13 protein-coding genes are annotated in these 13,835 nt (G+C 27.1%); 10 read left to right on the plus strand and 3 right to left on the minus strand.

Annotation, left to right across the window (positions count from 1 at the left end; translation table 11 throughout):
- Positions 1-2: 2 nt before the first annotated feature.
- From JNUCC81_RS04895 to JNUCC81_RS04940, 10 genes are all read left to right on the plus strand, one after another.
- Positions 3-1,079 carry a siphovirus ReqiPepy6 Gp37-like family protein gene (locus tag JNUCC81_RS04895; protein ID WP_454095550.1) on the plus strand — a complete coding sequence of 359 codons (1,077 nt, stop codon included), beginning with the start codon at positions 3-5 and terminating at the stop codon, positions 1,077-1,079.
- Positions 1,079-3,442 (plus strand): hypothetical protein, encoded by a 2,364-nt coding sequence (locus tag JNUCC81_RS04900; protein ID WP_454095551.1) that lies wholly within the window; start codon positions 1,079-1,081, stop codon positions 3,440-3,442. Before JNUCC81_RS04895 ends, JNUCC81_RS04900 begins: the two co-directional genes overlap by 1 nt.
- Positions 3,443-3,471: 29 nt before the next feature.
- Positions 3,472-3,843, plus strand: coding sequence for a hypothetical protein (locus JNUCC81_RS04905; protein WP_454095552.1), 372 nt, complete (start codon positions 3,472-3,474; stop codon positions 3,841-3,843).
- A 1-nt stretch (position 3,844) separates the two neighbouring features.
- Positions 3,845-3,982 carry an XkdX family protein gene (locus JNUCC81_RS04910; RefSeq protein ID WP_454095553.1) on the plus strand — a complete coding sequence of 46 codons (138 nt, stop codon included), beginning with the start codon at positions 3,845-3,847 and terminating at the stop codon, positions 3,980-3,982.
- A 180-nt stretch (positions 3,983-4,162) separates the two neighbouring features.
- A complete protein-coding gene (locus tag JNUCC81_RS04915) occupies positions 4,163-4,375 on the plus strand; it encodes a BhlA/UviB family holin-like peptide (protein ID WP_454093555.1) in 213 nt (70 codons plus the stop codon).
- Between the two features lie 2 nt (positions 4,376-4,377).
- A complete protein-coding gene (locus JNUCC81_RS04920; protein WP_454095554.1) occupies positions 4,378-5,136 on the plus strand; it encodes a peptidoglycan recognition protein family protein in 759 nt (252 codons plus the stop codon).
- A gap of 917 nt (positions 5,137-6,053) precedes the next feature.
- Complete coding sequence (locus JNUCC81_RS04925; RefSeq protein WP_454095555.1) at positions 6,054-6,701, plus strand: hypothetical protein; 648 nt, start codon at positions 6,054-6,056, stop codon at positions 6,699-6,701.
- An 862-nt stretch (positions 6,702-7,563) separates the two neighbouring features.
- Entirely contained in the window at positions 7,564-8,385 is an 822-nt protein-coding gene (locus tag JNUCC81_RS04930) for a C39 family peptidase (RefSeq protein ID WP_454095556.1), read from the plus strand.
- A gap of 109 nt (positions 8,386-8,494) precedes the next feature.
- Entirely contained in the window at positions 8,495-9,685 is a 1,191-nt protein-coding gene (locus JNUCC81_RS04935) for a hypothetical protein (protein WP_454095557.1), read from the plus strand.
- Positions 9,686-10,087: 402 nt separating this feature from the next.
- On the plus strand, positions 10,088-10,576 hold the full coding sequence (locus JNUCC81_RS04940) for an FAD-dependent oxidoreductase (RefSeq protein ID WP_454095558.1): 489 nt from the start codon (positions 10,088-10,090) through the stop codon (positions 10,574-10,576).
- A 115-nt stretch (positions 10,577-10,691) separates the two neighbouring features.
- Here JNUCC81_RS04940 and JNUCC81_RS04945 read toward each other — a convergent pair whose 3' ends face one another.
- The 3 genes from JNUCC81_RS04945 to JNUCC81_RS04955 are packed head-to-tail and all read right to left on the minus strand — an operon-like array spanning position 10,692 to position 13,632.
- Positions 10,692-11,729 carry an ABC transporter substrate-binding protein gene (locus tag JNUCC81_RS04945; protein ID WP_454095559.1) on the minus strand — a complete coding sequence of 346 codons (1,038 nt, stop codon included), beginning with the start codon at positions 11,727-11,729 and terminating at the stop codon, positions 10,692-10,694.
- 32 nt (positions 11,730-11,761) lie between these two features.
- The gene (locus JNUCC81_RS04950) at positions 11,762-12,529 is read right to left on the minus strand and encodes an ABC transporter ATP-binding protein (RefSeq protein WP_454095560.1); all 768 of its coding nucleotides are present in this window, start codon (positions 12,527-12,529) and stop codon (positions 11,762-11,764) included.
- 14 nt (positions 12,530-12,543) lie between these two features.
- A complete protein-coding gene (locus JNUCC81_RS04955) occupies positions 12,544-13,632 on the minus strand; it encodes a FecCD family ABC transporter permease (RefSeq protein ID WP_454095561.1) in 1,089 nt (362 codons plus the stop codon).
- Between the last annotated feature and the right edge of the window lie 203 nt (positions 13,633-13,835).

The raw sequence follows: 13,835 nt of genomic DNA on the forward strand, positions 1-13,835 counted from the left end.
TTATGAAAAGCATTAGAATATTTGATAAAAATATAAATTTATTAGGTGAAATAGATAATTATAAGAGTTTAAATATTACTAGACGATTTTACAAAAATGGTGAGTTTGAGTTAACTATAAATACTAGCAAATTACATACTGATAAGTTAGTAAAAAATAATTTAATATTATTTGGAAAAGACTTTAATAAGGTCGGTATTATTCTTCATAGAGGATTTGACTATTCTCAAGGTCAGGAAAATACCGACTTATTATCTATAAAAGGGTATTTACTTCAAGGGCTTATGAATCGTAGATTAATAATTCCAGATATAAATAATTCATATATGAGTTTTAAAGGAACACAAGAAGAAATAATTAAATCTTTTGTTTATAAAAATTGTGTAAATCCTGTTGACCCAAAAAGAAAAATAAATAGATTGGTAATAGCTGAAAATAAAAATAGAGGAGCTAATGATTCATGGAGAAGTTCTTATGAGTTGTTAGGTAGTAAATTAAATGAGATAGGTGAATACAGTGGCTTAGGATGGAATATTGAACTAGATATAGAGAATAAACAGTTTGTATTTGATATTTTAGAATCTAAAAATAAAACAGTAAATCAAAGTGATTTACCTCCAATAACTTTTAGAAGTGATTTTAATAATATACTTACTAGACAATATACAGAAAGTATTATAAACAGTAAAAATGTGGTTTATTCGGGAACTAAAGAAGATTCTACAAAGATGGTTCTAAGCGCTGGGAATATTACAGACTTTGAGCGTATAGAAACTTTTGTAGATACTAATTCAGATGAAGTATCAGAATTAACTAAATCAGCACAAGTTGCTTTAAAAGATTTAGAAGAACTTAAAACGTTTGAATTAGATGTGAATTATAAAAATACGTTTATATATGAAAAGGATTATGATCTAGGTGATATAGTGACCGTTCAAGATAAAAAGCTTAATGTTACTATGTATACTAAAATTGTAGAAGTAAAAGAAAATTATACTCCGAACTCAATGGCGATTCAATTGGTTTTTGGGAAGGGGATACCCAATTTTTTAAATAGATTGTTGAAGGCGGTGAGATAATGGAAAAAAGTTTTATATTCAATAGTATCAACGGTGATAGAAAAATGAAAGCTGAGGACTTTAGAGAATACTTTATACCGTTTATAAGTAATGGTATTTATCCAAATCCGTCTACAAAACTTCAAGTGGTTTCAAATACTGGAATGAAAATTATAGTAAAAGAAGGTAAGGCTTTCATAAACGGTTCTCTGTATATTAATACAGATGATTTAGTTTTAACGCTAGATCATGCGGATGGAGTACTTGATAGAATAGATAGAATTGTACTTCGTATGGATACTATAGAAAGAAATATTAAATGTATAGTAAAAAAAGGACAGTTTGCATCAAATCCAGTTGCACCTTCATTGCAACGTGATGCAGATGCACATGAACTATGTATTGCAGAAATATTAATTTCTAAAGGTAGTATAGATATACAACAAAGCATGATAGCAGATACTAGGCTAAATACCGAAATTTGCGGTATAGTTACTGGATTAATAAAAGAAATAGATACAACTACTTTATATAATCAATTGCAAGCTCACATTCAAGAAAAAGGCATTGAAATGAATGAGTGGCTTAAGGGTGCTAAAGTTTTCTTTGAAAATGATTTTAATACTTGGTTTGATACAGTTAAAGGTGTACTAGATGGTGATGTTGCTGGTAATTTACTAAATGAAATAAATAAACTAAAAGAAACGGTAGATAATTTAGAATTAGTTGCTAGTAATGTAACAATGAGTGATGGAAGCACTGTTGAAGAAGCCATTAGTTCGGCTAAAACAAGTATTTCATCTTTAAGCACAGAAGTTGAAGAGGTAAAGCAATATGGCGTTGATTTTAAGACAGAAGTTGCAAGTGCAATCACCGCCAAAAATGTTCCAACACTTGCAACAGATGATAAGGCAACATTTGTTAATAATATAAATTCAATTAGGACTGGAGTTGAACCAAATGGAACTCTTACAGTTAGCATATTCACTCAAGAGGAAGAACCTATTGGAGAGTTAAAAGATGGTGATATGTGGCTAATGGTAAATGAAGAATTATCAGAGCCAACATTTAGTCTAACTGAACCAACTAATCCTATAGATGGCATGCTATGGATTACTTACGGTGAAATAGATATGTCATTTGATATAAGCAATTCTTTAGAATTTTTAAATAAAGAAAATAAAGAAATATATGTATCGTTTGAGAAGAGTAATTTAATAGCAAATACACCAAAAACTAAGGTGTGGCAAAATGGATACATGAATTTATATACGAGTGTTTCTCATGCTAGATATTTTAAAAATTCTAAATGGCATTATATAGAGGCTATGTATTATAAAGATAATAGTTGGCATACTTTCGATAGAAGAAACTCTATTATAAGTTATGTACAAGGTACAACTGTATATAATAGACTACCTAACGGAGCTCATATTTGGAATAAAACTTTTTCTGGTGAAATAACTTCAATACACTACACTTATGATGGAAATTTAGTTGTATTCAGTGGAGTTTACAATATAAATACCTCTAATAGAAATTTATGTACAATATTAAACCATTCAACTGGCGAGGTAATTAAACAAGTAGAATTACCAAGTGTTACAACTCATTCAAATGGAGCTACAATAGGTCGTTGTATAAATAGATACAATGAAATACTTCTAACTGGATACAATGTATCATATATTTATAGTCTTGATCAAAATAAAATTATAGCAACTTATAATCATTCAGAGAATAGCCCAAACGCAATTCAATGTGAGTGCAATGTAAACGGAGATTTCTATTTGTCTTATAGAGCTGGTACAAATGGTTCTGGTAGTAGCGATGGTTTTCATTATTGCATTGTTAGGTATCTTAGAAATAATAGAACTAGAAAAGTTATATATCAACAAGTAAATTATATTTATCCTTTTAGTTTTACTTTAGACGATAAAGATAGAATAACTATGAGTGTCGCTAGAATAACTAATTACTCTGATGGTAAGCCTGATGGTACCTATGTACTTGACTCCAATGGAGCAGAATTATTTAGTGATACTAAAATTAAATGCGACTATATATCTGTAGATAAAGACTACTACTACCTTTTCTCAAGCTATAGTATTTATATTAAAGACAAAAAAACATTTGAAACTATTTATACTGCTGACCTTAGAGGAAATGGTTTTGCTAGGGTTATTGAACCAGATAGAACTGGAATGATAGTTACGGTTTGCGATTATAGTTCGTTAATGGGGAAAATTAAAATATTTAAATCTCTTGATGATTTAAAGAATGATAGACCTCTTTCAACGATAACTATATCAGAGTTAAGTGGTTCAGCCAAACCACTTATATACAGAGGTAGAGTAGCATCAACATCTGATATGTGGAAATAATTGACTAATAAAGGAGATAAAAAATAATTATGGATAATAGAGTATATATAGAATATGATGAAAATAATATAGTAACTCGTACACATCATATGCCTTTTCATAACAGAGATGGATTAGGTAAGACAAGCGAGGAGTTACTTAAAGAAGGCGCACTCGTAAGCCCTTACAAAGTAGAAATTCCACAAGGAAAATATGCGATTTATAAATATGATAAAGATACAAATTCTGTTTATGTAGATTTACAGGATACTCCACCACAAGAACCAAGCGTAGAAGATAAGATATTAATTTTAGAAGAAGAAAATGCAGATTTACTTTTAGATAGCGCTACTAAAGATGTAAAAATATCATCATTAGAAAATGATATTGCAGATATATTAATAGAAATAGGAGGGATGTAATATGAATTGGTTTGAAAAAGTAAAAAGATATTACGAAAAAGGTATATACACAAGTAATCAAGTAAAAATATTTGTGAAAAGTAAGAAAATAACTGAAAAAGAATATAAAGAGATTATAGGAGAGGGCTACATAGCATAGTTCTTTTTTTATTTAAATTTTAATAAACAAAAAGAGACCGTAAAATTTCGGGAAGGCATTTTAACGGTCTCCTTTTATATATACAAATTATGTGGACGTAAATTAATAATATCATATGAACGGAGGAAGTATTATATTTTTCCAAACCAAAATTAAATAAATTTTAGAAAGGAATAAAAAATGGAGAATTTAAGTTTTGATTATTTAGTATCGCAAGGAATATTTGCGGTACTTTTTGTTTGGCTACTTTTCGATAGCAAAAAAGATAGTAAAGAAAGAGAGAAAGAATATCAAAAGACTATAAATAGCCTAGCAAATAAGATTTCAATAGTAAATGAAATAAAAGAAGATGTAAATGAAATAAAAATTAAGTTAGAAAAGGATGGTAATTAATTATGATAATAAAGCAAAATTTAGTTAGCAAAAGTAAGTATAATATAAAATGCCCTTACTCATTAAAGCCTGAGTATATAACCGTACATAATACAGATAATACAGCATCAGCTAAAGATGAAGTTGGCTATATGATTAGAAATAACAAACAAATTAGCTTTCATGTTGCTGTAGATGATATAGAAGCCATACAAGGTATACCATTTAATAGAAATGCTTGGGCGGCTGGTGATGGCAAGAATGGTACAGGTAATAGAAAATCAATACATGTTGAAATATGCAAAAATAAATTAGGTGCTAACAATATTACATTCAAAAAATGTGAAGATAATGCAGTTAAAGTATGTGCTCAATTATTAAAACAGTTTAACTTAGGTATAGATAGATTAAAGCCTCACAAGCATTGGTCAGGCAAGAATTGCCCAAGCACTACTAATCATCAAGAATTTATAAATAGAGTAAAGGCAGAGCTTGAAAAGCTGAACAACCCAACGTCAACTAAAAAATATAAAAACTGCATCCTATATAGCGGAGAAATTGACAAAGCTGTCGCAACTTGTATGGGGTTCTATTACGAAGACTGTATAGTAAAAGATATAAAAGACCATGTTATGTGGGAGGGATATAATCTATATGTAATTGGTGGAGCGTGCAATACATTTCAATCAGATGAAAAGTTCACGAAGATTTTTGGACCAAATAGAAAAGAAACTCACGAAGAAATGTTAAAGTTTATAAATAGAGCTAAAAAATTTAACTGATTTGAAGTAGTTAGAAAGTGTTTAAATTTTATAGATAAATAGATTATGTTATAATAATTATATCAACCCTACCTAATAAGGATATATTAGGAGTTTTCGGTCTAAACCGTACAAAAGGTAGCCTCTCAACGGCTACCTTCTTTTTATGCAAAAATTTGAATCATAGATAAAATAAAAAATATTGAAGAGATAAGTATAATCAAATTAAAAAATAGTGCTACGTATAAAAGTATAGTTATTCCTAGCAAAATATCACCTCATTAGATTTATTTCCTAAAAATAAAATTTATATAATTTGATTTTTAAATATATAAAAAGATTAATATTTTTGAAATTATTTGAATTGTATGGTAAATATAATATAATTTAAATAAAGGTGGTGAAAATTATGGAATTAAGTCAAGAAAAGCCTAAAATACTAAAAATATTTTTAAATATTTTATTTATATTAGATATTGTAAGTGTAATTTTATTTTTTTAAAAAATAAGTGATATTGCTTTTGTAGGATTTCTTAGTTTTTTTATGTTCTTTATAGAAAAAACATTTCATTATTATATAGAATATAAACAAAATAATAAAATTAGTATCATAAGTATATTTATACCATTCATTTATCTTTTTATATCTTTTTATTTTGCAAAGGTTATATCTACAGGACTCTCTTAAAAATATAAGGTAAAGAGTAAAATCTTTTATTTTTAAGAGAGTCCATTCTTCTGAGTGTTAAACTTAAAATTTACAAAAGATATGCTAATATTTAAGCCCTAAGATAGTTATTTAGAATTTTATACCTAAATATGACCATTTAAGTACAAAACATGACCATTCGGACACAATATATTGTTAACTTTAAATGTTAATGTTAATTTAATGGTACGCTAAGAATTTAGTGATAATTTTAAATAGGGGGAATATTATGAATTTAAAGAAAAGGGCGAGTAAAGGTATAGCATTAGCATTAGTAGGGATTACACTTGGTACACCAATATTTAACATTGTTTTAGCAATGGAAAATAATACTACTTCTATATCAAAGGATAAAGACTATGAAGTTTCAATACAAGAAACGAATGCTTTGACATATGAATCATTAAATAATGATAATATAATTACTGATACAACAGAAATAAGTAGTAATTCTAATCCACGTTCAAGAGTTAGGAGATCTTATCCAGTAGATAAGTTTGAGGGATTTAAAATTGTAAGAGGCCCTAAAATTACAAGTAAACCATATAAAACAAGCAACCAAATGGAAGCGGCTAAAGTAGTTTTAAATTCCGCTTTTAGCTCATTGGTACAGGGATATCTCGGCTATTCAGTTTCAGCGATACAAGCTGTTTATTATTTAACTAATCAAGATATTTTTAAAAAAATCGGAGGTGTGTATACGAAATCTTACTATGTCAGAAAAATTACAAATCCTAAAAATGCACATGTAAACGTTCCTGTTCCATATCAATATGCTTATGTTACATTTGTCTATAGATCTTCATCAATGAGTGATTCAACTTTAGAAAAAATTGTTTGGCAACATGACGGAAGCCCAAGATTAGCTAAAAATTAAAATATTTGAGATACCTATTTTTATATAAAGCTCTACAGTATTATACCATTTAAAATATAGGTATCTCAAATATCTAAACTCTGAAAGGAAGAAGTTAATGAATATGAAAAATAATTCTAATAAAAGTGTGATTAAAAAAATTAAGATTTTTATATTAAGGTTTTTAAGCATTGTATTTGTCCCTATATTGGGACTAATACCATTAGAAACAAGAATATATATATATGATTTATTCCCGAATAATCTTTATAGATTTATTGCAATAATTTTTATTTTAATATTCTTATCTGCATGGTTTATTGGTATATCTCATATAATATATAGAATAGAGAATAATAGTAACTAAATTAAATGATTTAAGCAATCATGTAGAGTATCCAGAAGTTAGAATAAAGCATGGGGCTAGATGTAGATGATTTAACAAAGATAACCAAATAATAGAAACTTTCTATATGAATATTAAGTAAGGTAGCTATTAATAGCTACCTTTTTTATAAATTAAAATATAATGTCAATAGAGCTATAAATAATACTATGTCTATGATTAGAATCAATTTACTAAAACTCTTCAATATTACATTCAATAATTCCACATTTTCCTTTTTTATTTTTAAGAGTGTCCATTTCTCTGAATATTAAACTTGAATTTGATTCTATTGATTATTTATTTTTCCTCATTCAAATTGTTTTTCATAATTAAAAAACTAAAAATATATAATATTATGCGAATCTTAAATAAAAAGAGAGTATCGAAATATTTAAAATATAGATTTATTTTATAGTATAAAAATTTTAAAATAAAATAATTTGACAATGTTTGTCGTATATATTGAAAAAAATGTTGAAATAAAATATATTTAATATGAAAATATCAAAAAAGTGGAATTTTATTATGGTAAAAATTAAAGAAAATATCAAAAAAATTTTACTTTCAAGTTTAGTAGTATCATCTACGCTATCTCCAAGTTTATCTTTTGCAAATGAGGGTGCCAAAGAGATAATGGATGGTGGCAGAGGTTCTCAAGAAGAGCGTGCTTATTTTGAAAATTTCACAGAATCTAAACAGATAGAGATGATTGAAAGTGACCCAAATCTTAGTGAAGAAGATAAGGCTGCATTTATAAATAAAATAAAGGGCACAGAAAGTGTACCAATTATAAGCTCAGTAGCTTCGAAAGTATTATCTGTACCATATTTTAAACAAGAGCGTGGTCATTATTGTGGGCCAGCTACAACTAAACAAACTCTACAATTTGTAAAGGGATCATCTCCAAGTCAAGACACTCTTTGTAAAATTCTTGGAACAACACCTGAAAAGGGAACTGATGGAAGACAAATAGTAAAGTATTTAAATAGTAGCCAAAATAAAATTAATTATGTAATAGCAAATCCAAAGTCAAATGATCATTTTACAACACTTGTAAATTCAGCTTTAAGATCATATAATTCTACTCCTATAGCTAGAATTAAATTTAGGCCAGGTGAAGGATGGAAATATAAGACAGGAGGTCACTTTTTAAATATATCAGGTCAAAAAATGAGCGGAAGTACAGTAATGCATCAACTTACAGATCCATATATTCAATGGATAGACAAAAATAACACTTCAGGTAAATTTTATGAAAGGTCAAATCTTTTATACAAGGGTATTATGAATCATTTTGGTCAACATATATATTATTAAGTTCTAATGTTTTAATAAATAAGGTTATTATCAGAATTAAGACTTTTACTAATTCGATAATAACCTTTATATATAGTAATAAAAAGTAATGAGATATGGAGAATAACAGATGAAAAAAAGTATAATTTTTGTAATAGCATTTACTATATCATTAACAATAGGATGTACAAAAAATATTGAAAATAATTCAGAAATTAAAGATACTTCTGAAAAAAATAATATAGGTAATCAAGTCGAGGGTAAAGAAATTAATGTAAATAATGGAATGAATTTATTAGCATTTTTTAATGGAAAGATACTATATAGTGAGTCTACAGATAATAAAAATGATACTACTGATGAAAAATATTTTATATTAAATCTTGATAATAATAAAACTAATAATATTGGAGAAATTAAAAACTTTAATATAAGCTCTGGAGATTTTCAAATCGTAAATGATAATGAAGTATATATGTATGAAGGTGTATACAAAAAAGATGGATTGATAAGTGATTTTATCAAGCTTAATATTCAGGATAAGGAGAGCACTATCATAAGAAGTGATAAAGATATAGTTCCTTTAGTGTATTTTAATGAATTAAATGACCAAGAAATAATAATTAATGGTGCAGTACCATATAAAGAAGGTACAGGATATAATTATTATATAGATAAATATAATCATTATACTAATACTAGAGAAAATATTATTAAATCTGAATACAATTCTGAAAGTGAAAATGGTAAATTAATTGTTAGCGTATCTGTAAATAATAATAAAATATATGCATATGTAATGGAAGGTTCTAAAAATGATACAACTTACTCAATTGATATATATGATTTAAATGGTAAGTTAGAGAATAGTATCCATCTAGAAGATTTTGAAAATTATCTTAAAGATGATACTGGTGAGATTGAATCAATATTTAAGTTTAAATCATTTAAAAATTATTTTTACTTCGAAACTTTAAATGGAAGAAGTATACTATTCAAATATGATAAAAATAAGTTAATAGAGATAGAATTAGGAAAAAACAACTATTTAAGTTTAGTGGATATATATAATGGTAATCTAGGAAATTTATCAACTAATAATGTTTATTTTTTAAATAGGCATGAGGATAAATTATTTAGCTTTAGTCTAGATAAATCAGAAATGAAACCTATAAATATAAAAGCAAATAAGTCATATAAATATACTACGGGGTGTTTATTGGATGAAAAGGGGAATTTAATCGTAAAAGTTGCTAAGGATTTAGATTATAAAGATGATTCTGAAAAATATTATTATATTTCGAAGGAGAGTTTAAAATAAATATATATAAATAACACAAATATCTTCTTGTCAATTTGATTAAAGTAGTAATCAATAGAGCAATAATTTCAAAATTATTGCTCTATTTTGTGTTCACTGCAACATATGATATTAAAGTTTTAAAATTTAAATTATATTTTTTATCGTTATGCTATAGATAAATTTGACTATTCTTTCATTAGGAAATAGAGTATTATTTTCAATAGAACATAGATAAGATGTACTACATCCAATTTTTTTAGATAAATCGGTCAGAGTTATATTATTATTTATTCGATACTTTAATAGTAGATCTTGTAAGGTATCGCTTATATTATACGGCTTAAGATTATAGTATCCTCCATATAGTTTAAATAGCTTAGTTTTTATCGCAATATTATATATACTGGTCATGCAAAACTTATGAGTCCATTTTTCAATTTAGAAAAATTAAGAATGGTACCTGGTTTTGAAAAAGCTATAATAGTTGATCCTTATGCAGGTGGCAAAGGTAATTCTATAAGATACTTATCAGTAGCTCCAAGAGATAATTATATGAGAGTTAAAGGTGTTAATAACCTATTTGTTGGAGGCGAAAAATCAGGATTTTATGTAGGTCATACTGAGGCTATATGTACGGGAAGTTTGGCTGGACACAATGCTGCTAGAAGTGCAGTAGGTATGTATTTATTGCAACTTCCTACTAATTTATTAATAGGTGATTTTATTGCTTATTCTAATAATGAGATGCATAAGCCTGATGGCGATAAGTTAAGATTTACTTTTGCTGGAAGTATTTATTTTAATAGAATGAATGAAGCTGGTTTTTATACTACTGACTATAAGGTTATTGCTGATAGAGTTAAGAGTGCTAGTTTGGAAGGTATTTATAATAAAAAGGTTGTTAAATAGAGGGAGAGGCTTTATGCCTTTCCCTTTTTTATAATAAGAAATACAATAGGTAATGTAGGTAAATTTGTTATTATTCCAATTTACCTACATTACCTAATTTAATGAAACAAATATATTAATTAAATATATTTGGATATAATCCAGATGCTATCTTATCTAAAGCATCAAATGTTCTAAATCCATATCCCATAAGTTCTGTATAATCAACTTCTATAATTTTTTTGTTTGCTATAGCAGGAACACTTTGTATTAATTTATTATTTAATAAAGAGCTAATAGCATCTTTATCAGTACTAGAATTTTTATCTGCATGAACATAAACTATTGCATCAGGATTTAGAGATATTAAATTTTCAGTAGAAAGAGTACCACCCTTATTTGCAACATTTTCAGCATTAATTAATTTAAGCATTTCGGTTTGTAATGAAGCATTAGCTCCATATACTCCAAATTGACCATTATCGTACTTAACCATATACATAACTTTAAGTGGATCAGATTTAATAGTAGAAGATTTTTCTTTTACTTTATCTAATCTATCTTGAAGTTGATCGGCATATTTATTTGCTTTTTCTTGTATATTAAATATTTTTCCAACGTTTCTTACATCTAAAATTATATTATCTAAAGATTGAGTAGTATCCATTTTACTAGCAATTTGGACATATGTATTTATATTCATACCGTTAAGGCTAGGTATAGTACCATATCTTTCATCAGTAAAAGATGCAGCTCTTCCTATTACCATATCAGGGTTAGCACCTATTAGCACTTCTTTAGCAAGATCTCCTTTTTGAGATATAACAGGAATAAACTTATAGTCATCTTCAAGTCTATCTAGTACTTTATTATCTAAATCTCCTGTACCAACAAGAGAGTCTTTTAATCCTAATTCTAAAAGTAACTCAGTTGATGATTGGTTATTTGTAACAACTCTTTTAGGAGCTTCCTTAAATGTTTGTTTGTATGTGTTTCCAGTAGAATCAAAAGCTTCTATTTCAATAGGATAAGTAGTCTCCTCTGAAGTTTTTTCATTTTTTATTGTAGTGTTTTGATTTTCTGATTTATTATCTGTTTTATTTTTCCCACAACCAGAAACTAAGCTTACAACTAAAGCTAATGATGCAATAGAAGCTAAATATTTTTTATTCATAGTAAATATCTCCCTTTTAATTATTTTTTATTTTAGTCACAATAGTAATCTATAGAAATAGTATTTGTTACAGGATTTTTATAGATATAACTATTTATATCGTATACATTTTTTATCATTTCTGAAGTGATTACCTCTTCAGGTTCACCTTGTGTTACTATTTGTCCATCTTTTAATACAATAAGCTTATCACAGTACTTTGAAGCTATACCTAAGTCATGTAATGCAGCTAATACACAAATATTTAAATTTTTAACAACATTCATTATTTCAATTTGATACTTTATATCTAGGTGATTAGTAGGTTCATCTAATATAAGTATTTTAGGATTTTGAGTTAAAGCACGAGCCAATATAACTCTTTGCTTTTCTCCTCCAGATAAAGAAGAAAAGTTTCTATCAAAATGTTTTTCCATACCAACTTTTTCTAAAGATTGGATGGCTAATATATAATCATCTTTATTTTCATTTTGTAATAAAGACTTATGAGGACTTCTTCCCATTAGAACAACATCAATAACTTTAAAATTAAAATTAATATCATTAAATTGACTAACAACTCCTAATTGTTTAGCTATTGTTTTAGGATTTATATTTTTTATATCTTTTCCATATAGTAAAACAGTTCCTCCAGAAGGTTTTAATACACGATAAATAGCTTTTAGTAAAGTTGATTTACCACTACCATTAGGACCTAAAAGCCCAACAAATTCATTGTTTTTAATTGATAAAGAAACTCCTTTTACAATTTGCTTAGTAGCAATATCTACCTTTAAATCATCAACGTTTAAATCATACATATAATACCTCCATACTAATTGAAACCATAACTTTTTTTAACTAACATATAAACAAATAGAGGAGAACCAACTAGAGACGTTATAATTCCTATTGATAGTTCAGAGTTAGGAATTGCGGTTCTAGCGATAACATCTGCCCATATCATAAAAGTAGAACCAAATAAAATAACTATAGGAGTTAAATTTTTATGATCCGATCCTATAAAAGCTCTTACAATATGAGGTATTATTAATCCAACAAACCCAATAATGCCACAAACAGAAACTAACACGCCTGTTAAAAGTGATGTTATTACCATATACAACTTTCTATAAAAAGATAAATTTATACCAAGTGTTATAGCAGATTCATCTCCCATAAGTAAAAGATTTAAATTACGAGATTGTAAGATAAAGAATATACAGCATAAAATTACAACAATACTTGGGAACAATAAGTTATCCCATTTTGCACTAGCAAGTGAACCCATAGTCCAAAACTTTACTGTTTGCATACCTTCAGCATTACTAGCCATAGAAATTATAAAGTTTGATAGTGAATTGCATAAAGCATTTACAACAGTACCTGCAAGTACAAGTTTAACTGATGAAATTTTACTTCCTAAAGATGCTAAAACAAGCACCATAAGTGAGGAAGATAAAGCTCCTGCAAATGCCCAAAATGAAGTCCCTTGCATACTTAAAAAATTGAAAGAACCAACTCCTAACATTATTGAAAATGTAGCTCCAAGTGATGCCCCAGAAGATATTCCTAAAATATAAGGTTCTGCAAGTGGATTTTGTACAGTAGCTTGCATAATAGCTCCGCAAAGGGCAAGTCCAGCTCCAACAACTATTGCTAATAAAACTCTAGGAAATCGAATCATCCATATTATATTATAGTTAGCATTATTAGTTAGCTCCAAAGGATCACCAATAGTAATACCGAATAATTTATTTATAAGGATTCTGTAAGAAAGTGATGGATCTACTTTTAGAGAACCTATAGATACAGATAAAACAATAGAAATTAATAGCAATAAAATAAGAGATAATAAAACTAAGTTAAAAAATCTTTTTCTTTTTTTGCTATTTTCAAATGACAAGTATTCAACGTTGTCCATAAATATCTCCTTTCTTGTATATACTGAAAACGTATATTATAATAAACTTAATTGATATAGTTTATCAATATTGAAATAATACTAATTGAGATTGTATATCATTATCTTTGATTATTATAATATAGATATATGTACAATTGAATACATAATTATGAAAACATGGACAATTATTAAAAAATCTAATTCGTGAATTTACATAGATT

The organism is Faecalimicrobium sp. JNUCC 81, assembly GCF_053667625.1.